Genomic DNA, 21,666 nt, shown 5'->3' with positions numbered 1-21,666 from the left:
ACAGCAGGGGGCAGCGGTTGGTGAGTTTGGCGACTGCCAATTTACCTGCTTCCCTGACTGTCAATCCTCGCTTTCCCAGGATTCCGCGAAGAACCTACAAAAAGGAACATCTCCAATGAAAGTCCTGCCGGAAGAGGTTCGACCCTATAAGACAACGCCGGTCTTCACAGAGGAAACGGTGCCTCCGGGCCTATTGCGGCAGCACACGACGAAGGAGGGGGCTTGGGCGAAGATCGTGGTGCTGGAAGGCAGGCTGCTTTATCGGATATTGGCGCCGGAGGTGAGCGAGATTCTCCTGACATCCGATCGATGTGGTGTCGTCGAGCCTCAGGTCCCGCATGAAGTAAGTCCGGATGGCCCGGTCAGGTTCTTTGTCGAGTTTAGTAACTCGCTTGTCCACGATCGCAACCGAACCATGTTCCGCTTGTTTCAGGTGATATTGAACTCACGCAGCGCATGAGCGCTGCCTGTCGCGTAACGTGCCGGACATGTTTATCCAGCGGCTGGAGGATATCTTGGAGTCCTGGCGCGAAACAGCTTCCGCAGAATGGCGGCCTGTTACAGGAATAGCGGTAATTGGATTGGCCTTGTCGGTCGCCTACATCGGCTGGCAGCATTTCTTCACGCCCGACCGATGGGTGTTTCTGCTCGATAATGCCAACCTGGCGTTCCATGAGGCGGGACATCCCATCTTTGGCTTGTTGGTGCCGGGTTTGGCGGTTTATGGCGGCACCCTTTTCCAGCTCCTGTTTCCTGCGCTGTTTGCCGGCCATTTCCGGCGGCAACGGCATGGCCTGGGCTGGTCCGTGGCACTGGTGTGGTTCGGCGAGTGTCTGCTGAATGTCGGGCGTTATATGGCCGATGCCCGTGCTCACGAACTGCCGTTGGTCGGTGGCGGCGATCACGACTGGACCGAGATTTTCAGTCGCTGGGGTGTGTTGACCTGGGATACACATATCGCCGGTATGATCCGGTTGATCGGACTTTGCGTGATGCTGGCTGCCCTGTTCTGGTCGTGGAAACGCTGGCGCAGTGCTCGTGTCTCGGCAAAAGGGCGATTGATTCGTAGATCGGGCGGCGGCAAGTTCTGAGTGCAGGACCCTTGCCGAAATGATCGGGTATTGCGCTCGGACTTTGCCGCCGCCTGTGTCGCTCACCGAGCGATCGGGTATTTTCGGTCGATGGGAAAACTCGAATGAGGCCATGAACGTGAAAGAACGGATCGGGAAACCAGGGGAGCCGGCCTCCGGGGCATCGTCGCTGGCGGATGACGGTCAGGCATCCGTCCAGGACCAGGCTGGCGACGCGGCGGCCGCATCGACGACCGAAAAGTCGGCCCGCAAGACCATCGCCCACGGATACGCCAGGGCTGCCCTCGGCAAGGCGATGACGCTGACGGCGGCTGCGGCAAGCGGGACGAAGAACATTCCCGGCAAGGTCGTGGCCAAGGTCAGGGAGCTCGATGCGAATCACAAGGACGTGGCCGACAGGATCGACACGGTCTCGATGGGGCTGGGCATCACTTCCGGCGTGGTGAGCGCCGGTGCGGTGCTCGTCGCCCCGAGCGGGTTGAGTGCGATAGGGGTTGCCCTTGGCCTGACTAGTGCGCCCCTGATCGTGACGGCCGCCCCCATTGTCGGTGCCGCCGCTGCCGTAACGGGCGCCCTCTCGGGTGGGGCGTATTTCTATTCGAAATGGAAGTCGTCGAAGGCGGCGAAGGAGGAGCGGGCTACTCGGGACTCCCAACCCCAACCGCTCGACTCGCCGGATGTCGAACAATAGGGGCCGCGAACAGCCACGAACGGGACTGTTTCTTCAAAGCGTCAGGGTAAACCGCCCGAGCAACGCCCCCGGCAACGTCCTGGAGCCGCTCTGCCGTGCGTCATAGGTGCCTGACGGCAGGCCTTCCTCGGGCTTGTGGGCGGCAGCGACCTCTCGGGCTACCTCGCCATCCTGCGCGAACGCCTCGGCGGCGACGACTGCGCCTAACCGCCGTTCACCCTCAGCGAACGGGAAAGCCAGACCCTGCGCCTGGGCGCCGCCGGACAGTCCAACAAGGAAATCGTCCGCCCCCTCGACATCTCCGTGGAAACGGTGCAATGGCACCTGAAGAACCTCTACGGGAAACTGCAGGTGCGGGAGTTGGGTTTGTTGGAGTAGGGAAGCGGAGCGGCAGGGTTGCCGCTCGTCGGTTGATGGGTAATTCCAAGCGGCTTTTTATATGGCAGCCGCTTGCTGCGTATGTATGTGTGACTATCTTTTTCTCACCATCGTTGTTTTCCGGCTTTTTCCTTCTCGGCTTTATTAGCCAGTTTCAATATGTTTTTGGCGGCTGTCATTTTTCACTAGTGCGGGTGGGTGGCGGTAGCGTGATCGTTGTTGTTGCGATGTTTTTGGAGGTATCGCGAGTTGTTTCAAACACGCCGTTATAGCATTGCAATTCAATTTATGACGGGCGCGACTACTTTTTCAGTTGATCGCTCTCATAAGGAGAATATTGTGAAGAGAGCCTTGATTGCATTGTCTTTCTCCCTTCTATTTTCAGTCCCCTCTTTTGGAGGTTCACTTTGGTCAATTGATCATGCAGGCGTTTGTCGAGATAATAGTGGGCAGTACCCCAGGTGGAATGAGTATGACGAATGGACTTTGGAAAAGTGCGAGATGACTTGTGGTCAAAATCAAAATTGCCAGGGCTTTGCAATGGCCAAAAATAAAAACTATTGCCAGCTATTTGGGTCTGACGGTTCGCGTCCAGCATCTAAAGAAGGGACAATAATTACCCGTGGGGATAGTCGGCAGTCGGGATATACCTGTTTTATCAAGGTTTCAAGATAGAGATAATAGAGATAAAGGGAGTAGAGGCAAGAGTATGGGTTTATTTGGTCAGAAGATTTTGAGTTTGTTTCCTTTGTCCGCGGCGCTCGACTCGCCGGACGATAATGCTTTGGGCAAATAAATTTGTCCCATTTTTGCTTCGGCATGCAGTTGGTATATCGAACTCACTCCAGTTTGGGCTCACATGGTTGCCAATGCAGCGAACTATCCCTGGTCAAGTTATCGTGCGCGAACCAGAGTTTTGACAGTTGGCCAGATTGCGATCCCTGCTTCGAGACGTTGGGCAGTACCATGGAAAATTGTAGTTGGTGTTATGAGCACTTTGTCGATCAAGCCATCCCATCCGGTGAGTTGGAGCTGATCCGCCAAGCATTGCAGCGTGGACAGCTTACCGGGAATAGCCGGTTTGTGGATAAGGTAGAGCAGTTTTCGGGGTTGCGTATAGAGCTGCGTAGACAGGGCAGGTCGCGGACCCCGAATGAAAAATAAATCTGTCCACTTTGGTCACTATTTATACAAAAATAAAGGAGAAAAACGATGGCAACTGACACAGATTCATGGTTTCCCTTATTTGAGTTCCAAGATTGGATTTATCAGAGCTTTTTGGTGCTTCCAATACCTGCTGAGGACTCTGCTGAGCCTGGTACCGTAGTTACTGCAAAGAAATGGGCTAAAGGTACGCTCTTGTGTGGCCAAGCGTTCAAAACCTCTGATGGCTATACACTGGATGGCACCTTGTCTTTCCGTCCCCGTGTCGAGTTGGTAGTTTCGGCAAAGGGCACTTTTGGATCGGAGAATACCCCTGCTACGTTTGAGGCTACCGGCACCGGAATGGAAGGGCCGATAAAAGGCGCGATCTATCAACTCGTCGGCTGGGTGTTTCCAGAACTGCCGATCGTTAATGCCGCCGGGAAGGTTCTGAGTGTCCGCGGTTCGGTGCGGGCAGTTCGCGGTCCTGATACGAAACCGGACACCGAACTCGGCGGTGCCCCCATCGGAACGGTGGGAACATTTGTCATCACGAGAGCGAGTTAGAAAAGGCAAGCAGAGTCTGAGTGATCCCCACAAAATCACCCCAGTTCCTGCGCTTGCTGATGTCCCTCCCGCCGCAGAGCCAGCTCCAAGTTGCGCAGCGCCATATGGGAAATGTCTCCAGCGCCGCCGCATTCATGCTCCCTGGCCGCCACAGCGATGGAAGGTAGCCCGTAAAGGCCAGGCTCCTGCCCCCGGGCGAGTGGTCGTCGCCACCCGCCCGGACACCGCGTCACAACGTCAGAGTAAACCGCCCGAGCAACGCCCCCGGCAGCGTCCTGGAGCCGCTCTGCCGCGCGCCGTAGGTGCCTGACGGCAGGATCATCTCGGGCTCGCGGGTGAGGGCTTCCAGGTGCGGGCCGAGGAAGCTGAACACCGAGTCGTCGAAGCGCATGGTGTTGACCGGTGCCTGAAGGCGGCCGTTTTCCACCCAGAAGGTGGCGAAGCGGGTCATGCCGGTCAGGCGGCCGGCCGGGCGGTCGGAGAAGTTGAGGTACCAGAGGTTGCCGATGTACAGGCCGGTGTCCAGGCGGCTCAGGATGTCGCACTCGTCCAGCGCGCCGCCCGTCACCACCGGGGACAGCGGGTATTCGTGAGCGCCCGCGCCGTTGGCGCTCAGGCCGTATTCGGCGGCGCTGCGCGAGCCGACCAGCCGTTCGCCCGGAAGGCCTCCTGCGAGCAGGCGCAGGTCCCGGCGCGGGCCTTCGCTGGTGAAGGCCGGGGCCAGGCCGCCGTCGATCCGTTCGTCGAGGGTCAGCAGCGGGCTGAGCCGTGCCGAGCCGGCGAACAGGCGCTGCAGGGGGCTGCCGCCGCTGGCCAGGGCCTGGGCCGAGAAGCCGCCGCTGAGCATGTCGAGGATTTCGTCCAGCGCCGCCGGGGCCAGATAGGCCCGGTAGTCGCCCGGCGCCAGGGTCCGCGCCGGGCGGCCGAGGTATTCCAGCTGCTCGCGCGCCGAGGCCATGCGCCGGGCGAAGGCCTGGGCGTCCCAGCACTGGCCGGCATAGGCGCTCTTGACCGCCTGGCCGTTGGCGTGGAACAGGCTCCAGTCGAGGTTGAAGCTGCTCGCCGCGTGCCAGCCGAGGGCGCCCCAGGAACTGGCGAATCCCTGGTATTGCGGGCCGGCAGCGTAGATGCCGGCCAAGTCGAGGCCCGTGCTGGCGTCGACGATCTGCCCGATGACCGCGGCGCCGTCCGGTATCGTTCCCGGCTCGGCGCTCTCGCTTCGCCAGGGCTCGCGGTTGAGGCGCAGGTAGGGATCGGGGGCCAGCGCCGGCACCACCGTGCGCAGCCGTTCCAGGGCATGGCGCAAGCGGCTGCGGTCTTCCTCGGCGACGCCGCTCAGGCTCAGCTCGAAGCGGGCGTGGCGCTCGCCGAGGTAGAGGGCGAGGGTGGCGTACGCCTGCTGCACCTGCCCGGCCTGGCGCACCCGCGCCTGGTTGAAGCGCACGAACTCCGAGGCCTCGGCGCGGTAGTCCAGGGTGAAGTTCTCGCCGGCACGCAGCAGCGGCCGCAGGCTGGCGAGCAGGTCATGGAAATGCTCACGGGCGTCCATCAGGCGGCTCCTCCGAAAACGTCGACATTCTTGAATACGCAGGCTGGCGAGGCGTGCCCGACGCGCACCGCCTGGTTCGGCTCGCCCTTGCCGCAGTAGGGCGTGCCGAGCACTTCGACGGTGTCCGCGTCGCCCACCGCGGTGAGGTTGCGCCAGAAGCGCGCGGAAATCCCCCGGTAGTTGGGGTTCTTCACCACGCCCTTGAGTTCGCCGTTCTCGATCAGTTGCCCCCATTCGCAGCCGAACTGGAACTTGTTGCGGGCATCGTCGATGGACCAGGAGCGGTTGGTGCTCATCAGGATGCCGCGCTCGATGCCGCCGATCAGTTGCTCCAGGCTCCGGTCGCCCGGTTCCACGTTGAGGTTGGCCATGCGGTCGATGGGCGCGCGGTTCCAGCTGCAGGCGCGGCTGCAGGCCACGCCCGGCAGGCTGCTGCGCAGTTGTGACAGGGCGCCGCCCAGTGGGCGCTGCAGGATACCGCGGTGGATCAGGTATTCGCGCTGCGCCGGCGTGCCGTCGTCGTCGTGGCGGTAGCTGGCCAGTTCCTCGGGACGGCCGGGGTCGAAGGTGACGTCGAGCAGCGGCGAGCCGTACTGGTAGCGGCCAAAGTCCTCCAAGCGGACGAAGCTGGTGCCGGCATAGTTGCGCTCGTCGCCGAGGATGCGGTCCAGCTCCAGCGGATGGCCGATGGATTCGTGGATCTGCAGCACCATCTGGTCGGGCATCAGCAGCAGGTCGAGGGGGCCGCCGGGGGTGTTGGGGGCCAGCAGCAATTGCAGCGCCTCGTCCGCGATGCGTGGGGCCGCTCCGATCAGGCCAAGGCGGTCGACGACTTCGGCGCCGCCCTGCTGGCCGAAGTTGAAGCCACCGAGGCTGCGGGTCTGGCTGTCGTGGCCGTCGCCGGCGGTCACGCTCAGGGCCGGGTAGACGAAGCGCTGGGCGCGCCGCAGGCAGGCGCCGGCGCTGTTGAGGTAGATCTGCTCCACACAGTGGACGCCGAGCCCGGCGCTCCAGTCCACCAGCCGCGCATCCCGGGGCACCCGCGCCGATTCGGCGCCCAGCACCTCGTACCAGTGCGCCGGGCCGGCCAGCGGCCGCTCGTAGCCGGGCGCCACGTCGTCCGCCTCGCCGGTCGGCACCGGTAGCTCATGCACCTCCAGCAGCGCGTGCCCAGCCAGGGCGCGGGCCATCTGCTCGGCCCGCTCCAGGGCCGCCTGCAGCCCGGCCTGGGTCAGATCGCTGGTGGCCGCATAGGCTTCGACGCCGGCGATGCGCACCGTCAGCATGGCGCCGCTGTCTTCCGAGAAGGTGGGGGGCAAGGCGACGTTGCGGCGCACCCGGTAATGCTCGCCGAGTTCACGGACATGCCGCAGCGACCAGAAGTCGGCGCGGCTGCGCAGGGCGGCGAACTGACGCAATAGCGCTGAAGTGGATTCGAACATGCAGTGGGTCCTGTGCGTGCGGGGGATGGGCCGGATTGTAGCGAGGCGGGTATGGGAAACCTGGACAGGATTCATTCACGCCAGCAGCTTTTGTTTCTGTTTCCTCCGCCGGGCCAGCAACCGGTGACCAGACGCCGGAGCTTTGTGATGGCCTCCATCGGCAAGTCCTGATGCGCAATGACAACGTCATTACTGCTTGCTATGCTTCGGCAATTGCAGGAGGTCTCGCCATGCCTACATCGAACTCGGCGCCTCCCAGGCGCGAAACGCTGAATATCCGCATCAAGCCCGAAGAGCGGAGCCTGATCGACCGTGCCGCCCAGGCGAAGGGCAAGAACCGCACGGATTTCATCCTGGAGGCGGCGCGTGCGGCAGCCGAGGAGGCTCTGCTCGATCGGACCTTCATCGCGGCCAGCCCGGAGGCCTATACCGAGTTTCTGGCCCGGCTGGACATGCCGCCACAGCCCAACGAGCGGTTGCGCAAGACGCTGCAGACACCGGCGCCCTGGGACGAGGCATGACGGTCGGTGCTCCCGAGCCCTTGTCGGAAAGGCACGAGGTCGAATCCTTCGATTCCGGTACCGAAAGCCTGGACCATTGGCTGAAACGGCGTGCGCTGAAAAACCAGATGACCGGCGCATCGCGCACGTTCGTCGTCTGCGAGGGCCGCCGTGTACTGGCCTATTACGCGCTGGCATCGGGGGCAGTCGCTGCCCATCAGGCGCCGGGGCGATTCCGCCGCAACATGCCGGACCCGGTGCCGGTCGTCGTCCTGGGACGGCTGGCCGTGGATCGTTCCTGGCAGGGGCATGGCTTCGGGCGGGCTCTGGTGGGTGATGCCGCGCGGCGTGTCCTTCAGGCGGCGGACACGGTCGGCATTCGCGGGATGATCGTTCATGCCCTGTCCCTCGAGGCGAAAGCCTTCTATGAACGGGTCGGCTTCGAGCCGTCGCCGCTGGATCCGATGATGCTGATGGTGACCTTGGCTGACTTGAGGGCCAGCCTTTGAGTCCTGCCTGGGTGTTCGCGAGGCATTCGGGGCAGCCGACCCCAGAGGAGTAACCATGCCACAGACGCCAGAGCAACCCGATCGCGAAAGACGCATTTCCGACGAAATTGTCGTGGATGCCTATGACGAAGTTGAATGCGCGATAGGCTGGCACTGCTACTTGCAGGACCGGCTGCACGTGCCGTTCAAGGCCCGCTGCACGACGAAGCGCAGGATCTCGCCGCTGAAGGTCGGCGAAGTGGTGCAGGTCGTCGGCATGGCGGAGGCGGACGACTGCATGTCCGAAATTCTTGTTCTCGTGCGGTACGGCGATTCCGAACTCGCGGTGCCTCTCGGCCAGCTGGAGTGCCAGTCGGGCGACGAGGCGACCTGCGAGGCGGTTGCCGACTGGCACTACTGGCTCGCACGCGGATACCGCTACTGAGTGGCTGGAGGACGCGCGACGCCTCTGGATCGCTCCGTAGTCCGTGCAGCAGGGCCGGGGATTCGCTCGATTGCCGCGTCCGCACTCACTTCTCGAACTTCCCGATGAAGATCGCCGGATCGACCCGCGCGTCGTTGAGGCTGACGTTCCAGTGCAGGTGCGGCCCGGTGGCCCGGCCGGTGGCGCCGACCCGGCCGAGCACGGCGCCGCGGGGCAGTTCGTCGCCGGTTTTCACCTCGACCCTGGAAAGGTGGCAGAACATACTCACCAGGCCCTGGCCGTGGTCGACGAACACCGTCCTGCCGTTGAAGAAGTAGTCGCCGACCAGGGTCACCCGACCGGCCGCCGGGGCTTTGACCGGGGTGCCCGCCGGCACGGCGAAGTCCAGCCCGGAGTGCGGGTTGCGTTCCTCGCCGTTGAAGAAGCGGCGCAGGCCGAAGGGGCTGGAGAGGGGGCCGGCGACCGGCTTGTCGAACAGCAGATTGCTCGGCTGGCGCGGGTCGAAGCGCCGGTAGGCGTCGGTCTGCTCGGCCAGCTCGCGCTCGATGCGCGCAAGGTCCTCCGGGTTCGGGTCGACCTGGCGCTGGTTCTTCAAGGTGATGCGCTGCTCGCGGTAGTGGCGCGGCTCGACCCGGAAGGCGAGGCTGCGGCCGTCCGCCTCGATGCGCTGCTCGCCCGGCTTGACCGCCAGCGGGATGCCGACGATGGCGAGCCAGCGCTTGCCGTCCTCGCGGACCGTCAGCACCGGCTTGTCCTGGTAGCGCACCTTCGGCGCCGTGGGGCCGTCGCCCAGCTCGATGACCGCCACGCCGCCGGGGACCGGCTTGTCCAGCAGGCGGGAGATGAAGCCGTCGGCGTGGGCGGGCAGGGCGAGGAGCAGGGCGCAGCAGGCGGCGAGCAGGCGTGACATGGTGGCTTCCGGCGGTCGGGTTCAGGTGGGGCTGGCGAAGCGTTCGGCCAGTTGCTGCTGCCACAGGCCTTCCAGGGTCGGCGGTGCGGTCGGGCCGTAGAGCGCCGCCGGCTGGCCGCGATACCAGGCCCACAGCTGGTCGCCGTAGTCGTAGTGCCACCACTCGCTCGGCAGGTTGCTGAAGCCGGCCGCGAGCATGGCGTTGTGCAGCAGGCGGCGGTGGTCGCGGATCGCCAGCGCAACGCTGTCGCCGGCGGCCGCGCTCTCGTAGTGGGCGCTGAACGAGCGCGGGCCGACCTCGTCGAAGCGCGAGCCCATGTCCAGCCAGCGGCCCTGGGCGTCGCAGAGGGTCACGTCCACCGCGCCGCCGGTCAGGTGCGGGCTCGGCGCCTCTGGATCGCTGCTGGGCGGCGAGACGAACTGGCGGGTCAGGCGCTGCAGGGTCGCCGCGTCGGTCTGCGGATGATGGCGGGCCATGGCCGCTTCCAGGGTGCGGTACAGATGCTGCTGCACGGCGATCGGCCGCCAGCCGTCGAGCACCACCAGCACCAGGCCGGCGGGCAGGCATTCGGCGGCGCGCAGAAGGCGCTCGAAGACCTCCTGGCGCACCTGGCAGTCGTCGACCGCCTGGGGGATGCCGAGATGGCGGTAGGCCGGGTAGATCCGCAGTGCGGGGGCCAGGCGCAGGCTGCTCAGCGCCTCGCCGCATTCGGCCACGGGGATGCGGGCGACCTGCGCCCAGTCGGGTTCGGCGAAGGCCGGGATCGCCCGGTTCGGCTCGTTCATCGGTTCAGTCCGGCTGCGGCAGGAGGGAAGGAGGGGCTTCGACCCGCAAGTCCAGCTCGCCCTCGGCAAGGCGTGCGCGCAGGTGCTGGCCGGGGCGGGTCTGGGCGGCGGCGCGGATCGCCCGGCCCTGGTCGTCGAGGAGGATCGCATAGCCGCGGCCGAGGGTCGCCAGCGGACTGACCGCCTGCAGGGTCTGCGCGGCGGCTTCGAGACGCTGGCGCCGCTCGCGCAGGGCGCCCTGCATGGCGCGTGGCAGGCGCTCGCCCAGGTGCTCGAGGCGCTGGCGCAGGAGGCCGAGCAGGCGTTCGGGATGCCGGGCGGCGAGGCGGGTGTCGAGGCGTGCCAGGCGCTCGCTGCCGTCCTGCAGACGGCGCTGCATGGCGCGCCTGAGGCGCAGCTCCAGGTCGTCAAGACGCTGGGCCTGCTGCTGCAGGCGCTCGCCGGGATGGCGCAGGCGCCGGCGCAGGCCGTCGAGCTGCAGACGGCGGGCGGCGAGCAGGTGCTGCATGCGCAGCTGCAGGCGGCGCTGCAGACCGTCGAGGCGGCGTTCGAGGTCGCTGCTGTCGGGAGCCAGCAGTTCGGCGGCGGCCGAGGGGGTCGGCGCGCGCAGGTCGGCGACGAAGTCGGCGATGGTCACGTCGGTCTCGTGGCCGACGGCGCTGACCAGCGGCGTCGCGCAGGCGGCGACGGCGCGGGCCACGGCCTCCTCGTTGAAGCACCAGAGGTCCTCCAGCGAGCCGCCGCCGCGGGCCAGGATCAGCGCGTCGAAGCCTTGGCGGTCGGCCAGCTCGAGGGCGTGGACGATCTGTGCGACCGCCTCGCGGCCCTGCACCGCCGTGGGCACCAGGGTCAGCTCGACCTGCGGCGCGCGGCGGCGGAATACCGAGACGATGTCGCGGATCACCGCGCCGGTCGGCGAGCTGACGATGCCGATGCGCTGCGGATGGGCCGGCAGCGGACGCTTGCGCCCGGCGGCGAACAGGCCTTCGGCGGCGAGCTTTTCCTTGAGCGCTTCGAAGGCCAGGCGCAGGGCGCCGTCGCCGGCCGGCTCGACCAGGTCGAGGATCAGCTGGAAATCGCCGCGCCCCTCGTACAGCGAGACCTTGCCGCGCACCCGCACCGCCAGCCCGTCGCGCAGGATCTCGCGCACGCGCAGGGCGTTCTGCCGGAATAGCGCGCAGCGCACCTGGGCCTGGCGGTCCTTGAGGGTGAAGTAGAGGTGGCCGGAGGCCGGACGGGCGAGGTTGGAGATCTCGCCCTCGACCCAGACCTGGGCGAACACGTCCTCCAGCAGCAGGCGGGCGCGGCCGTTGAGCTGGCTGACGGTGAGGATTTCCCGGTCGAGGCCGAGGCGTTGGAAGGGATCGGTGAGCATGGCCGGCATGATAAGCCGCCACGGCGGCGGCGGGAACCGCGCTGGCACCCGCGTTCCGGCCTGGATGTAGCGGTGTGCTCATGGCGGAGCGGCCGGGAAGGCCGTAGCGCTCCGGGGTTGTCCGTGTCTTATGCTGAAGTACCGCTCATGAAAGCCATGCCATGAAGAATATTCTGTCGGTGATACTGCTGATGCTTATCGCGGGATGTTCGGTGAAACCAGCCGTGGTTCCCTCTTTAGAGGGCAGTGCGGGGAAGGGGGATAACGAAATATATATAGTGAGTCATGGATGGCATACGGGCTTCGTTCTTCCGGCAGACGATGTGCAAAGACGGCTTCCGGAACTGGAGAAGCGGTTTGGAAACACGGCCTATATCGAGTTTGGCTGGGGGGACGAGGGATTTTATCAGGCTGAAGAGGTCACCTCAAGGCTAATGCTGAAGGCAATACTCTGGCCGAGCGAGTCTGTGATGCATGTGGTTGCTGTGCCGGTTGCGGCCGATGAGTACTTTTCCGGCCATGAGATGGCGAAGTTGTGTCTCACCGATGGCGAGCTTCGATCATTGGTGGACTTTATCGAAGGCAGTTTTTACAAGGATGAAAGGGGGGAAATACGCAGGTTGGGAGATGGCATCTATGGGGATAGCCAGTTTTACAAGGGGGTGGGTGAATATCACCTGATGAATACTTGCAATAAGTGGACGGCGAAGGGTTTGAGAAGCGCCGGAGTGGATATATTTCCTGCCTTCAAATTGACTGCAGGCAGCATCATGAAGTCGATCGCGAAGATTGAGTGCAATACCCGATCAGTCCCCTGAACGGTTGGTCTTGCCCAAGGGGGCAACGGAGCGGAATGTCTTTCAACACCCTCTCCCCGCTGGGGGAAGCTGGCATCTTGGCCAACTTCCTTCTTCCCGGCTCCTCGGCTTTGGCCTTCTGCATCCATGCGGATGTTTCCCATGCATGAAAGGGCGGAGCCCTCGTACGCCTAGTGCCCCGCCAGCACCTGCGGATTGGCCAGGTTGCGCGGCTCGCCGGCGAAGAACGCCAGCAGGTTGTCGAAGGCGTCGCCGAAGTACAGCTCGTAGCTGTGCTTCTCGACGTAGCCCAGGTGCGGGGTGCAGAGCAGCCGCGGGTGGTTCAGCAGCGGGTGGGCGGGATCGAGGATCGGTTCCTGCTCGAACACGTCGAGGGCGGCGAAGCCGGGATGGCCGGCGTCCAGGGCGCGGAGCAGGGCGCCGGGGGCGATCAGTTCGGCGCGGCTGACGTTGACCAGGAGGGCGTCGAGCTTCATCCGCGCTAGGTCGTCGAAGCCGACAATGTGCCGGGTGGCGGGCGCCAGGCGCAGGTTGAGGCTGAGCACGTCGGCCTCGGCGAAGAAGGCCTCGCGGAATGCAGCGGCGCGGTGGCCATGGGCGACGGCGGCCTGGCGCGAGGCCTCGCTGCCCCAGACCAGTACCGGCATCTCGAAGGCCTGGGCGTAGCGGGCCAGGCGCTGGCCGATCTTGCCGTAGCCCCAGATGCCCAGGGTCAGCCCGGCGAGGCGCTCGCCGAGGTTGGTCTGCCAGCGGCCTTCGTGGAAGGCGGCGATGGCCGGCAGCAGCTGGCGGCGGGCGTTGAGGATCAGCGCCCAGGCCAGTTCCGCCGGGGCGACCGGCGAGCCGCGCCCCTCGGCCACGGCGACGCCGTGGCGGGTGCAGGCGTCGAGGTCGAGGTGGGCGGCGATCCTGCCGGTCTGGCTGATCAGCCTGAGTCTGGGCAGGCGGACCAGCAGGGCTTCGTCGATGCGCGTGCGCTCGCGGGTCAGCACCAGCGCGTCGGCGCTGGCGAAGCGCTCGGCGAGGCGCTGCGGATCGCTCTCGGCGTCGTGGAAGATCTCGACGCTGTGGCCGGAGTCGCGCAGCCGGGCGAAGCAGTCGAGGCGGCGGATGGCGTCCTGGTAATCGTCGGGGATGACGATGTGCATGGCGGTGATTCCTTGGCGGGGGAGGCCGATTTCTAGCAGAGAGCGTCCGGGGCCGCCACGGTCGGCAGGGCATTGAGCCGGAAGCGAGCCGGTGGCGAAGTGAGACGTTCGTGCGAGAAATCCTCTACCATGGGCGGCTTTCGTCCCGCCCCGCCCGGGCGGAATCCGTCGCCACCGGATACCGGGAGCCGCCATGGCCGTATTCATTCCGCCGCTCGGCGCCTGCCTTGCCCGCCTGACGGCGGGGCAGCGGCAGGTCGCCCGCGCCCTGCAGGACAGCCTCGCCGACGACTGCCTGGTCTGGTGCGGCCTGCCTTCCGGCGGGGAACAGCGCCAGCCCGATTTCATCGTCCTGCATCCCGAACACGGCCTGCTGTTCCTCGAGGTGCGCGACTGGACGGCGGGCAGCCTCAAGCGGATGTCCCGCGCCACCTGCATCCTGGAAACCGCCGAGGGGCGCCGGGAGCTGGCGCATCCTCTGGCTCTCGGGCGGCAGTTCGCCGTGCAGGCGCTGCAGACGCTGCTGCGCAGCCCATCTTTGCGCCGGGGCGAGGGCAGTGACGCCGGCCGGCTGGCCTGCCCCATTGGCTGGGGCCTGGTGTTCAGCGATATCTCCCGTGCCCAGGTGGAGCAGGGCATCCCGCCCGAGGCGCGCGAGCGGCTGCTGCCGGAGCGGCAGGTGCTCTACCGGGACGATCTGCGCGAGGCGGCGTCCGAGGCCTTCCGCCAGCGCCTGTGGCGGATCTCCGGGCCGGACTTTCCCTGCCGGCTGACGCGGGCGCAGATCGAGCGCATCCGCTGGCACCTGTTTCCCGAGCTGCGCATCGGCGCCGACGGCCTGCCGGCGCCCGATGGTGCGCGGGTCATGGACTTGCAGCAGGAGCGGCTGGCCCGCAGCTTGGGCGAGGGGCACCGGGTCATCCACGGGGCGACCGGCTCCGGCAAGACGCTGATCCTCGGCTACCGCTGCCTGCAACTGGCCGGGACGCTGGACAAGCCGATCCTGGTGTTGTGCTTCAACATCGGCCTGGCGGCCAGGCTGCGCCGCTTCGTCGACTCGCGCAGCCTCGGCGGGCGGGTGCAGGTCCACCACTTCCACGACTGGTGCGAGCAGCAGCTCAAGACCTGGCAGGTCGAGGTGCTGGAGGGCGAGGACGAGCACTACTGGCGCCTGGCCGACTCGGTGATCGGCGCTGTGGAGCGCGGGCAGATTCCGCGGGGCCAGTACGGCGCCCTGCTGATCGACGAGGGGCACGATTTCGAGCCGGAATGGCTGCGTCTGCTGGCCCGGATGGTCGATCCGCACAGCAATTCGCTGCTGCTGCTCTACGACGATGCCCAGGCGATCTACAGGAAGCGCTCGGCGCTGGGCTTCAGCCTGGCCAGCGTCGGCATCCAGGCCCGGGGCCGTAGCAGCGTGCTGTGCCTCGACTACCGCAATACCCGGGAAATCCTCGAGTTCGCCTGCTGTCTGGCCAGGGATCATCTGCCCGAAGGCAAGGGCGACATTCCGCTGGTCGAACCGCAGGCGGCCGGGGTGTCGGGGCCGCTGCCGGTGGTGCGGCGCTTCGAGCGGCAGGCCGGGGAGATCGGGCATGCCGCCGGTTGCCTGCAGCAATGGCATGCCGAGGGCGTGGCCTGGAAGGACATGGCGGTGCTCTATCCGGACGGCGGCGCCGGCCGGGCGATGGGCGAGGCGCTGGCCGCACTCGGCATTCCCCACGTCTGGCTGGGTAGCGGCGAGGCCTGCTGCGCGGAAACCGACCAGGTGGCGATCATGACCATCCACGGCAGCAAGGGCCTGGAGTTTTCCCGGGTGGTGCTGCTCGATGCCTCTTTCGTGGCCCAGGGCGAGGAAGCCGACAGCTCGCTGCCCGAGCGGATGCGGCTGCTCTATGTCGGCATTACCCGGGCCAGGCAGCAGCTGCTGGTCGGCTTCCACCGCAACAACGCGGTTGCCCGGGCGCTGAGCGGCGGCGAACTGAGCCGTTACGCACATTGAGCCGAGGTGGGGGGCTGGGTATAATGTCGCGCTTCCATTTTTTCCCGCCTGGGAGCCCCCGCCATGTTGCGTATCAGTCAAGAAGCCCTGACTTTCGACGATGTTCTTCTGATTCCTGGATATTCCGACGTACTGCCCAAGGATGTCAGCCTCAAGACTCGCCTGACGCGCGGCATCGAGCTCAACATTCCGCTGGTGTCCGCCGCCATGGACACCGTCACCGAGGCCCGGCTGGCCATCGCCATGGCCCAGGAAGGCGGCATCGGCATCATCCACAAGAACATGACCATCGAGCAGCAGGCCGCCGAGGTGCGCAAGGTCAAGCGCTTCGAGTCCGGGGTGGTCAAGGATCCGATCACCATCGACGCCGACGCCACCGTCCGCGACCTCTTCGACCTGACCCGCCAGCACAACATCTCCGGCGTGCCGGTGCTTTCCAACGGCGATCTGGTGGGTATCGTCACCTCCCGTGACGTGCGTTTCGAAAGCCGCCTGGATGCCCGGGTGCGCGAGGTGATGACGCCGAAGGAGCGTCTGGTCACCCTGCGCGAGGGCGCCGACAAGGAGGAGGCCCGCCAGCTGCTGCACAAGCACCGCATCGAGCGCGTGCTGATCGTCGACGACGCCTTCCGCCTGAAGGGCATGATGACCGTCAACGACATCGAGAAGGCCAAGGCCTATCCGCTGGCCAGCAAGGACGACCAGGGCCGCCTGCGCGTCGGCGCCGCGGTGGGCACCGGCGCCGAGACGCCGGACCGGGTGGCCGCGCTGGTCGCCGCCGGGGTCGACGTGGTGGTGGTGGATACCGCCCACGGCCACTCCAAGGGCGTGATCGAGCGGGTGCGCTGGGTCAAGCAGAACTTTCCCGAGGTCCAGGTGATCGGCGGCAACATCGCCACCGGCGAGGCTGCCAAGGCATTGGCCGAGGCCGGCGCGGACGGCGTCAAGGTCGGCATCGGCCCGGGCTCGATCTGCACCACCCGGATCGTTGCCGGGGTCGGCGTGCCGCAGATCAGCGCCATCGCCAACGTCGCCGCCGCCCTGCAGGGCACCGGCGTGCCGCTGATCGCCGACGGCGGCATCCGCTTCTCCGGCGACCTGTCCAAGGCCATCGTCGCCGGCGCCTACTGCGTGATGATGGGCTCGATGTTCGCCGGCACCGAGGAGGCGCCGGGCGAGGTCGAGCTGTTCCAGGGACGTTCCTACAAGGCCTATCGCGGCATGGGCTCGCTGGGCGCCATGGCGCAGACCCAGGGCTCGTCCGACCGCTACTTCCAGGACTCCTCGGCCGGCGCCGAGAAGCTGGTGCCGGAAGGCATCGAGGGGCGCGTGCCGTACAAGGGCGCGCTGGCGGCGATCATCCACCAGCTGATGGGCGGCCTGCGTGCCTCCATGGGCTACACCGGCAGCGCCGACATCGAGACGATGCGCACCAGGCCGCAGTTCGTGCGCATCACCGGCGCCGGCATGGCCGAGTCCCATGTGCACGACGTGCAGATCACCAAGGAGGCGCCCAACTACCGCGTCGGCTGAAAAATCGATTTGACGCTGCTGCACTTGGCCATGCCGCGTTGGAAAGAGGTTCGGAATGCTCATTTGCTTCAGCAAACTCCGCTTCCTCGCCTCTTTCCACCTTGCCTGACCTGCGCTCGCGACGCGGCAAATCGATTTTTAAGAACTGAAGACACGGGGCTGCTGCTGTTGTGAAAAAACGGGACAGCCCCGCGTCGTTTGTGAATTCCGCCAAGAGAGATGGCCATGGCCCACCAAGACATCCACGCCCACCGCATCCTGATCCTGGATTTCGGCTCCCAGTACACCCAGCTGATTGCCCGCCGGGTGCGCGAGATCGGCGTCTATTGCGAGCTGCATCCGTTCGACATGAGCAACGAGGACATCCGTGCCTTCGCCCCGCGCGGCATCATCCTCGCCGGCGGGCCGGAGTCGGTGCACGAGGCTGACAGCCCGCGTGCGCCGCAGGCGGTGTTCGACCTGGGCGTGCCGCTTTTCGGCATCTGCTACGGCATGCAGACCATGGCCGAGCAGCTCGGCGGCAAGGTGCAGGGCTCGGACCTGCGCGAGTTCGGCTACGCCCGCGTCGATGTGGTCGGCAAGGCGCGCCTGCTCGACGGCATTGAGGACCACGTGGACGACGACGGCGTGCTCGGCCTCGACGTGTGGATGAGCCACGGCGACAAGGTCACCGGGATTCCCGAAGGCTTCCATGTGCTGGCCAGCACCCCGAGCTGCCCGATCGCCGCCATGGCCGACGACAAGCGCGGCTACTACGGCGTGCAGTTCCACCCGGAAGTGACCCACACCAAGCAGGGCCTGCGCATCCTCTCCCGCTTCGTGCGCGAGATCTGCGGCTGCGAGGCGCTGTGGACGCCGTCCAACATCGTCGAGGACGCCATCGCCCAGGTGCGCGCCCAGGTCGGCGGCGCCAACGTGCTGCTCGGCCTTTCCGGCGGCGTCGATTCCTCGGTGGTCGCCGCGCTCTTGCACCGCGCCATCGGCGACCGCCTGACCTGCGTGTTCGTCGACAACGGCCTGCTGCGTCTGCATGAGGGCGACCAGGTGATGGCCATGTTCGCCGAGAACATGGGCGTCAAGGTAATCCGCGCCGATGCCGAGGCGCAGTTCCTCGACAACCTGGCCGGCGTTTCCGACCCGGAGCAGAAGCGCAAGATCATCGGCCGCACCTTCATCGAGGTGTTCGACGCCGAGGCGGCCAAGCTCGAGGGCATCAAGTTCCTCGCCCAGGGCACCATCTACCCCGACGTGATCGAGTCGGCCGGCGCCAAGACCGGCAAGGCCCACGTGATCAAGTCGCACCACAACGTCGGCGGCCTGCCCGAGGACATGAACCTCAAGCTGGTCGAGCCGCTGCGCGAACTGTTCAAGGACGAGGTGCGCAAGATCGGCCTGGAGCTGGGCCTGCCCTACGACATGGTCTACCGCCACCCGTTCCCCGGCCCGGGCCTGGGCGTGCGCATCCTCGGCGAGGTGAAGAAGGAGTACGCCGACCTGCTGCGCCGCGCCGACCACATCTTCATCGAGGAACTGCACAACTTCGACTGGTACCACAAGACCAGTCAGGCCTTCGTGGTGTTCCAGCCGGTGAAGTCGGTGGGTGTGGTCGGCGACGGCCGCCGCTACGCCTGGGTGGTCGCCCTGCGCGCGGTGGAAACCGTCGACTTCATGACCGCGCGCTGGGCGCACCTGCCCTACGAGCTGCTGGAGAAGGTCTCCAACCGCATCATCAATGAGATCGACGGCATCTCCCGCGTCACCTACGACGTGTCGAGCAAGCCGCCGGCAACCATCGAGTGGGAGTGAGGCGCCGGCCCGTCGCCCGGCGTCCGTCATCGCGCTTCCCCGCCTGCTGTCTGCTGCCGATGCCCCTCTGGGCGTCGGCAGCGTCCTTTCCGGACGTTCCCTTTCCACAGCTCCTTCCGCTTCGGGCAGTTGTGCTGCCTTCCTCGTCCATGCCCTCCGTAGCGCGGAACTATGCTGTGCGACATGAAGTTGTTATTCGCATTTGAGAAATCAGTGCAAGTAAGAAGTATATAAAAGTCCCGGCGAGACAGCCGTGAAAGTTATTTAGATACTTTGCTAATGATTTGCATGGAAACTTTTTTGAAAAATTTCCATGATTAAAATCATTGTGCTGGAGGATTTCTATAAGTACTATCGTCCTCACGGTCCTTGAGGATAAAGGGCTGTCTCTACAGTGATTTACAACTTTTGCAAGTTGCTATTCAGTGTTGCCGCGCCTCCGCGATTAATGTGGCGGATGCACGTGAGTTGGTCTGGTAATTAATTACGGAAAGGATTTTTGTATGGCTACGATTTATTTCTCTTCGCCGCTCATGCCGCATAACAAGAAAGTCGAAGCAGTCGCCGGCAAGCGTTCCACGCTGCTGGGCGTTGCCCAGGAAAACGGCATCAAGATCCCTTTCGAGTGCCAGGATGGTAAGTGTGGTTCCTGTCTGGTCAAGATCACCCACCTCGATGGCGAGCGTATCAAGGGCATGATGCTGACCGACAAGGAGCGGAATGTTCTCAAGTCCGTCGGCAAGCTGCCGAAGTCCGAAGAGGAGCGCGCTGCCGTGCGTGATATCCCGCCGACCTACCGTCTGGCCTGCCAGACCATCGTCACCGACGAAGACCTGCTGGTCGAGTTCACCGGAGAGCCGGGCGGCGCCTGATCGCCCCGGTCTTCGCCAAAAACCCCATGGCCGTTGCGGCCATGGGGTTTTTCGTTTCTGGATCTGCAGGCGAGGTTGCAGCTCGGGCGAAGCGGGCGGATCGTTGATGCGGCGATGGTTGATCTCGCTGGATAATGAGAAACTATTTCATCCATCGCCGAATACCGTGCCCACGAACGACCGCCTGATGAGGGCGGTGCCCGGCCGGGCAGGAGACCGACTTCATGAGTTTTACCCGCAGACAGATCCTCGCCGGCCTGGCCGGCGTTTCCGTGCTCGGCCTGGGCGCCGGCGGCGCGCGCTACTGGCTGGGGCGGCCGGAGGAGGCGAGAACCCACGACTACGAGCTGATCGCCGCACCGCTGGACGTGGAACTGGTGCCGGGACACAGGACCTCCGTCTGGGCCTACGGCGGCCAGGCGCCGGGGCTGGAGTTGCGCGCGCGGCAGGGCGACTGGCTGCGGGTGCGCTTCGTCAACCGCCTGCCCGATCCGAGCACCATCCACTGGCACGGCATCCGTCTGCCGCTGGAGATGGACGGCGTGCCCTATGTGTCGCAGCTGCCGGTGCTGCCGGGCGAGTATTTCGACTACCGCTTCCGGCTGCCGGACGCCGGCAGCTTCTGGTACCACCCGCACACCGCCAGCGGCGAGCAGCTCGGCCGCGGGCTGGTCGGTCCCTTGATCGTCGAGGAGCGCGAGCCCAGCGGTTTCCGCCATGAGCGCACGCTGAGCCTGAAGAGCTGGCATGTCGACGGGCAGGGCGTCTTCGGCGAGTTCAGCGTGCCGCGCGAGGCAGCCCGCGGCGGCACGCCGGGGCGGCTGACCACGGTCAACGGCGAGGCGGCGCCGACCCTGGAGCTGCCCGCCGGGCAGATCGTGCGCCTGCGTATTCTCAACCTCGACAATACCCTGACCTATCGCCTCAACCTGCCGGATGCCGAGGCGCGCATCTACGCGCTGGACGGCAACCCCGTCGCGCCGCGCCCGCTGGGCAAGGAGTACTGGCTGGGCCCGGGCATGCGCATCGAGCTGGGCCTCCGGGTGCCGGCGGCCGGGGTGGAGTTGCCGCTGCGCAACGGTCCGCTGCGCCTGGCGACCCTGAAGAGCGTGGACGGCGGCGAGGCGCCCGGCGACTGGCCGGCCGCGCTGCCGGCCAATCCCATACCGGAGCCCGATCTGGCCGCTGCAGAGAGCCTGCGCTTCAACTTCGAGTGGGCCGGCGCCCTGTCGACGAACATGGAGCAGGGCGGGGCCTTCAAGTTCTGGCAGATCAACGGCCAGGCCTGGGACATCAACGACAGGAGCTGCGCCGAGCGGCCCATCGCCACCCTGCAGCAGGGCCGCAGCTACATCTTCGAGCTGCGCAACGTCAGCCAGTACCAGCATCCGATCCATCTGCACGGAATGACCTTCAAGGTGCTGGATTCCAATCGCCGGAAGATCGACCCGTATTTCACCGACACCTATCTGCTGGGGCGCAACGAAACCGCGCAGGTCGCCCTGGTGGCGGACAATCCCGGGCTATGGATGTTCCACTGCCATGTGGTCGACCACATGGAGACGGGGCTGATGGCGGCGATCAAGGTGGCGTAGGGACACCCCTTTCCGTGATTCCCGATCTGATGCTTATTCATGAAAAACCTGCAGATCATCGACCGTAGTCAGGACGAGCGTTTCATGCGCGAGGCGCTGGTCCTGGCCGCCGAAGGCGCCGGGCTGGGCGAGGTGCCGGTAGGCGCCGTGCTGGTGCGGGGCGGCGAGATCGTTGGGCGCGGCTTCAATTGCCCGATCTCCCGCCGCGATCCCAGTGCCCATGCCGAGATGGTGGCGATCCGCGCCGCCGCCGCCGTGCTGGACAACTACCGGTTGCCCGGCAGCACCCTGTACGTGACGCTGGAGCCCTGCAGCATGTGCGCCGGGCTGATTGTCCATGCGCGCGTCGCACGGGTGGTGTTCGGCGCTAGCGAGCCGCGCGCCGGGGTGGCGGTCAGTCGCGGGGCCTTCTTCGCCCAGGACTTTCTCAACCACCGGGTGCTGGTTGAGGGCGGGCTGCTGGCGGAGGAGTGCGGGGCGATCCTCAAGGCCTTCTTCAAGGCGCGGCGTGGCTGAGGCCGGCGGGT

23 protein-coding genes and 1 pseudogene are annotated in these 21,666 nt (G+C 65.7%); 17 read left to right on the top strand and 7 right to left on the bottom strand.

Going from position 1 to position 21,666, the window contains the following annotated elements:
• The 3 genes from EV691_RS07210 to EV691_RS23800 form a co-directional block, all read left to right on the top strand.
• Positions 1-460 (top strand): TehB family protein (locus tag EV691_RS07210; RefSeq protein ID WP_207901102.1); only part of this gene is annotated, 460 nt, incomplete at its 5' end.
• A gap of 28 nt (positions 461-488) precedes the next feature.
• Positions 489-1,091, top strand: coding sequence for a hypothetical protein (locus EV691_RS07205; protein ID WP_207390279.1), 603 nt, complete (start codon positions 489-491; stop codon positions 1,089-1,091).
• Positions 1,092-1,203: 112 nt separating this feature from the next.
• Positions 1,204-1,782: a hypothetical protein gene (locus EV691_RS23800; RefSeq protein WP_242672640.1), complete on the top strand. Its 579-nt coding sequence runs from the start codon at positions 1,204-1,206 to the stop codon at positions 1,780-1,782.
• Positions 1,783-1,815: 33 nt separating this feature from the next.
• Here EV691_RS23800 and EV691_RS24240 read toward each other — a convergent pair.
• A pseudogene (locus tag EV691_RS24240) lies at positions 1,816-1,914 on the bottom strand (hypothetical protein); the annotation flags it as partial.
• Positions 1,915-2,025: 111 nt separating this feature from the next.
• Between EV691_RS24240 and EV691_RS23795 the strand changes: the two are divergent.
• The 4 genes from EV691_RS23795 (at position 2,026) to EV691_RS07185 (ending at position 3,870) form a co-directional block, all read left to right on the top strand.
• Entirely contained in the window at positions 2,026-2,160 is a 135-nt protein-coding gene (locus tag EV691_RS23795; RefSeq protein ID WP_341352492.1) for a LuxR C-terminal-related transcriptional regulator, read from the top strand.
• Positions 2,100-2,432 carry a hypothetical protein gene (locus EV691_RS23285; protein ID WP_165496605.1) on the top strand — a complete coding sequence of 111 codons (333 nt, stop codon included), beginning with the start codon at positions 2,100-2,102 and terminating at the stop codon, positions 2,430-2,432. The genes EV691_RS23795 and EV691_RS23285 overlap by 61 nt, the downstream gene beginning before the upstream one ends.
• 16 nt (positions 2,433-2,448) lie before the next feature.
• Positions 2,449-2,835: a PAN domain-containing protein gene (locus EV691_RS24235; RefSeq protein ID WP_377802333.1), complete on the top strand. Its 387-nt coding sequence runs from the start codon at positions 2,449-2,451 to the stop codon at positions 2,833-2,835.
• A 537-nt stretch (positions 2,836-3,372) separates the two neighbouring features.
• On the top strand, positions 3,373-3,870 hold the full coding sequence (locus EV691_RS07185; protein WP_131301469.1) for a hypothetical protein: 498 nt from the start codon (positions 3,373-3,375) through the stop codon (positions 3,868-3,870).
• Between the two features lie 229 nt (positions 3,871-4,099).
• Here EV691_RS07185 and EV691_RS07180 read toward each other — a convergent pair whose 3' ends face one another.
• Positions 4,100-5,419 carry a TldD/PmbA family protein gene (locus EV691_RS07180; protein WP_131301467.1) on the bottom strand — a complete coding sequence of 440 codons (1,320 nt, stop codon included), beginning with the start codon at positions 5,417-5,419 and terminating at the stop codon, positions 4,100-4,102.
• Entirely contained in the window at positions 5,419-6,861 is a 1,443-nt protein-coding gene (locus tag EV691_RS07175; protein WP_131301465.1) for a TldD/PmbA family protein, read from the bottom strand. The genes EV691_RS07180 and EV691_RS07175 overlap by 1 nt, the downstream gene beginning before the upstream one ends.
• Positions 6,862-7,091: 230 nt before the next feature.
• On the opposite strand from EV691_RS07175, the gene EV691_RS07170 reads away from it, so the two are divergent.
• From EV691_RS07170 to EV691_RS07160, 3 genes are read left to right on the top strand one after another with little or no spacing between them, the layout of a single operon-like run.
• Entirely contained in the window at positions 7,092-7,382 is a 291-nt protein-coding gene (locus EV691_RS07170; protein WP_131301463.1) for a type II toxin-antitoxin system TacA family antitoxin, read from the top strand.
• Complete coding sequence (locus tag EV691_RS07165) at positions 7,379-7,870, top strand: GNAT family N-acetyltransferase (protein WP_131301461.1); 492 nt, start codon at positions 7,379-7,381, stop codon at positions 7,868-7,870. Before EV691_RS07170 ends, EV691_RS07165 begins: the two co-directional genes overlap by 4 nt.
• 55 nt (positions 7,871-7,925) lie before the next feature.
• Positions 7,926-8,294 (top strand): calcium-binding protein, encoded by a 369-nt coding sequence (locus EV691_RS07160; RefSeq protein WP_131301459.1) that lies wholly within the window; start codon positions 7,926-7,928, stop codon positions 8,292-8,294.
• 85 nt (positions 8,295-8,379) lie between these two features.
• On the opposite strand, the gene EV691_RS07155 is transcribed toward EV691_RS07160, so the two are convergent.
• The 3 genes from EV691_RS07155 to xseA are packed head-to-tail and all read right to left on the bottom strand — an operon-like array spanning position 8,380 to position 11,365.
• Entirely contained in the window at positions 8,380-9,204 is an 825-nt protein-coding gene (locus EV691_RS07155; RefSeq protein ID WP_131301458.1) for a peptidoglycan DD-metalloendopeptidase family protein, read from the bottom strand.
• Positions 9,205-9,225: 21 nt separating this feature from the next.
• Complete coding sequence (locus EV691_RS07150; RefSeq protein WP_131301456.1) at positions 9,226-9,990, bottom strand: M15 family metallopeptidase; 765 nt, start codon at positions 9,988-9,990, stop codon at positions 9,226-9,228.
• A 4-nt stretch (positions 9,991-9,994) separates the two neighbouring features.
• A complete protein-coding gene (xseA, locus tag EV691_RS07145) occupies positions 9,995-11,365 on the bottom strand; it encodes an exodeoxyribonuclease VII large subunit (RefSeq protein WP_131301486.1) in 1,371 nt (456 codons plus the stop codon).
• A gap of 161 nt (positions 11,366-11,526) precedes the next feature.
• Here xseA and EV691_RS07140 point away from each other — a divergent pair, with 161 nt between their 5' ends.
• The gene (locus EV691_RS07140; protein WP_131301454.1) at positions 11,527-12,183 is read left to right on the top strand and encodes a TIGR02117 family protein; all 657 of its coding nucleotides are present in this window, start codon (positions 11,527-11,529) and stop codon (positions 12,181-12,183) included.
• 170 nt (positions 12,184-12,353) lie between these two features.
• Here the strand turns inward: EV691_RS07140 and EV691_RS07135 are convergent, their stop codons facing one another.
• Positions 12,354-13,331, bottom strand: coding sequence for a D-2-hydroxyacid dehydrogenase family protein (locus EV691_RS07135; RefSeq protein ID WP_131301453.1), 978 nt, complete (start codon positions 13,329-13,331; stop codon positions 12,354-12,356).
• Positions 13,332-13,524: 193 nt separating this feature from the next.
• Here EV691_RS07135 and EV691_RS07130 point away from each other — a divergent pair, with 193 nt between their 5' ends.
• The 6 genes from EV691_RS07130 (at position 13,525) to tadA (ending at position 21,655) form a co-directional block, all read left to right on the top strand.
• Entirely contained in the window at positions 13,525-15,333 is a 1,809-nt protein-coding gene (locus tag EV691_RS07130; RefSeq protein ID WP_131301451.1) for a DEAD/DEAH box helicase, read from the top strand.
• Between the two features lie 63 nt (positions 15,334-15,396).
• A complete protein-coding gene (guaB, locus tag EV691_RS07125; RefSeq protein ID WP_039802489.1) occupies positions 15,397-16,866 on the top strand; it encodes an IMP dehydrogenase in 1,470 nt (489 codons plus the stop codon).
• A gap of 225 nt (positions 16,867-17,091) precedes the next feature.
• Positions 17,092-18,672: a glutamine-hydrolyzing GMP synthase gene (gene guaA, locus EV691_RS07115; RefSeq protein WP_131301447.1), complete on the top strand. Its 1,581-nt coding sequence runs from the start codon at positions 17,092-17,094 to the stop codon at positions 18,670-18,672.
• A gap of 503 nt (positions 18,673-19,175) precedes the next feature.
• Positions 19,176-19,544, top strand: a complete 369-nt coding sequence (locus EV691_RS07110) for a 2Fe-2S iron-sulfur cluster-binding protein (RefSeq protein ID WP_131301445.1) — start codon at positions 19,176-19,178, stop codon at positions 19,542-19,544.
• Positions 19,545-19,768: 224 nt separating this feature from the next.
• Entirely contained in the window at positions 19,769-21,139 is a 1,371-nt protein-coding gene (locus tag EV691_RS07105; protein ID WP_131301443.1) for a multicopper oxidase family protein, read from the top strand.
• Positions 21,140-21,178: 39 nt separating this feature from the next.
• A complete protein-coding gene (tadA, locus tag EV691_RS07100) occupies positions 21,179-21,655 on the top strand; it encodes a tRNA adenosine(34) deaminase TadA (protein WP_131301441.1) in 477 nt (158 codons plus the stop codon).
• The last annotated feature ends 11 nt before the right edge of the window (positions 21,656-21,666 follow it).

Source organism: Azotobacter chroococcum (genome assembly GCF_004339665.1).
GTDB classification, from domain to species: Bacteria; Pseudomonadota; Gammaproteobacteria; order Pseudomonadales; family Pseudomonadaceae; genus Azotobacter; species Azotobacter chroococcum.
The sequence above is the reverse complement of the archived record's forward strand: the minus strand, read 5'-3'. Positions and strand labels throughout refer to the sequence as shown.

Coding starts and splice junctions, on each gene's coding strand:
- EV691_RS07110 (WP_131301445.1), top strand. CDS start 19,176: ATGGCTACGATTTATTTCTCTTCGCCGCTCATGCCGCATAACAAGAAA.
- EV691_RS07185 (WP_131301469.1), top strand. CDS start 3,373: ATGGCAACTGACACAGATTCATGGTTTCCCTTATTTGAGTTCCAAGAT.
- guaA (WP_131301447.1), top strand. CDS start 17,092: ATGGCCCACCAAGACATCCACGCCCACCGCATCCTGATCCTGGATTTC.
- EV691_RS23800 (WP_242672640.1), top strand. CDS start 1,204: ATGAACGTGAAAGAACGGATCGGGAAACCAGGGGAGCCGGCCTCCGGG.
- EV691_RS07105 (WP_131301443.1), top strand. CDS start 19,769: ATGAGTTTTACCCGCAGACAGATCCTCGCCGGCCTGGCCGGCGTTTCC.
- EV691_RS07175 (WP_131301465.1), bottom strand. CDS start 6,861: ATGTTCGAATCCACTTCAGCGCTATTGCGTCAGTTCGCCGCCCTGCGC.
- EV691_RS07165 (WP_131301461.1), top strand. CDS start 7,379: ATGACGGTCGGTGCTCCCGAGCCCTTGTCGGAAAGGCACGAGGTCGAA.
- tadA (WP_131301441.1), top strand. CDS start 21,179: ATGAAAAACCTGCAGATCATCGACCGTAGTCAGGACGAGCGTTTCATG.
- EV691_RS24235 (WP_377802333.1), top strand. CDS start 2,449: ATGACGGGCGCGACTACTTTTTCAGTTGATCGCTCTCATAAGGAGAAT.
- guaB (WP_039802489.1), top strand. CDS start 15,397: ATGTTGCGTATCAGTCAAGAAGCCCTGACTTTCGACGATGTTCTTCTG.
- EV691_RS07135 (WP_131301453.1), bottom strand. CDS start 13,331: ATGCACATCGTCATCCCCGACGATTACCAGGACGCCATCCGCCGCCTC.
- EV691_RS23285 (WP_165496605.1), top strand. CDS start 2,100: ATGGCACCTGAAGAACCTCTACGGGAAACTGCAGGTGCGGGAGTTGGG.
- EV691_RS07170 (WP_131301463.1), top strand. CDS start 7,092: ATGCCTACATCGAACTCGGCGCCTCCCAGGCGCGAAACGCTGAATATC.
- EV691_RS07205 (WP_207390279.1), top strand. CDS start 489: ATGTTTATCCAGCGGCTGGAGGATATCTTGGAGTCCTGGCGCGAAACA.
- EV691_RS07180 (WP_131301467.1), bottom strand. CDS start 5,419: ATGGACGCCCGTGAGCATTTCCATGACCTGCTCGCCAGCCTGCGGCCG.
- EV691_RS07140 (WP_131301454.1), top strand. CDS start 11,527: ATGAAGAATATTCTGTCGGTGATACTGCTGATGCTTATCGCGGGATGT.
- xseA (WP_131301486.1), bottom strand. CDS start 11,365: ATGCTCACCGATCCCTTCCAACGCCTCGGCCTCGACCGGGAAATCCTC.
- EV691_RS07160 (WP_131301459.1), top strand. CDS start 7,926: ATGCCACAGACGCCAGAGCAACCCGATCGCGAAAGACGCATTTCCGAC.
- EV691_RS07155 (WP_131301458.1), bottom strand. CDS start 9,204: ATGTCACGCCTGCTCGCCGCCTGCTGCGCCCTGCTCCTCGCCCTGCCC.
- EV691_RS07130 (WP_131301451.1), top strand. CDS start 13,525: ATGGCCGTATTCATTCCGCCGCTCGGCGCCTGCCTTGCCCGCCTGACG.
- EV691_RS07150 (WP_131301456.1), bottom strand. CDS start 9,990: ATGAACGAGCCGAACCGGGCGATCCCGGCCTTCGCCGAACCCGACTGG.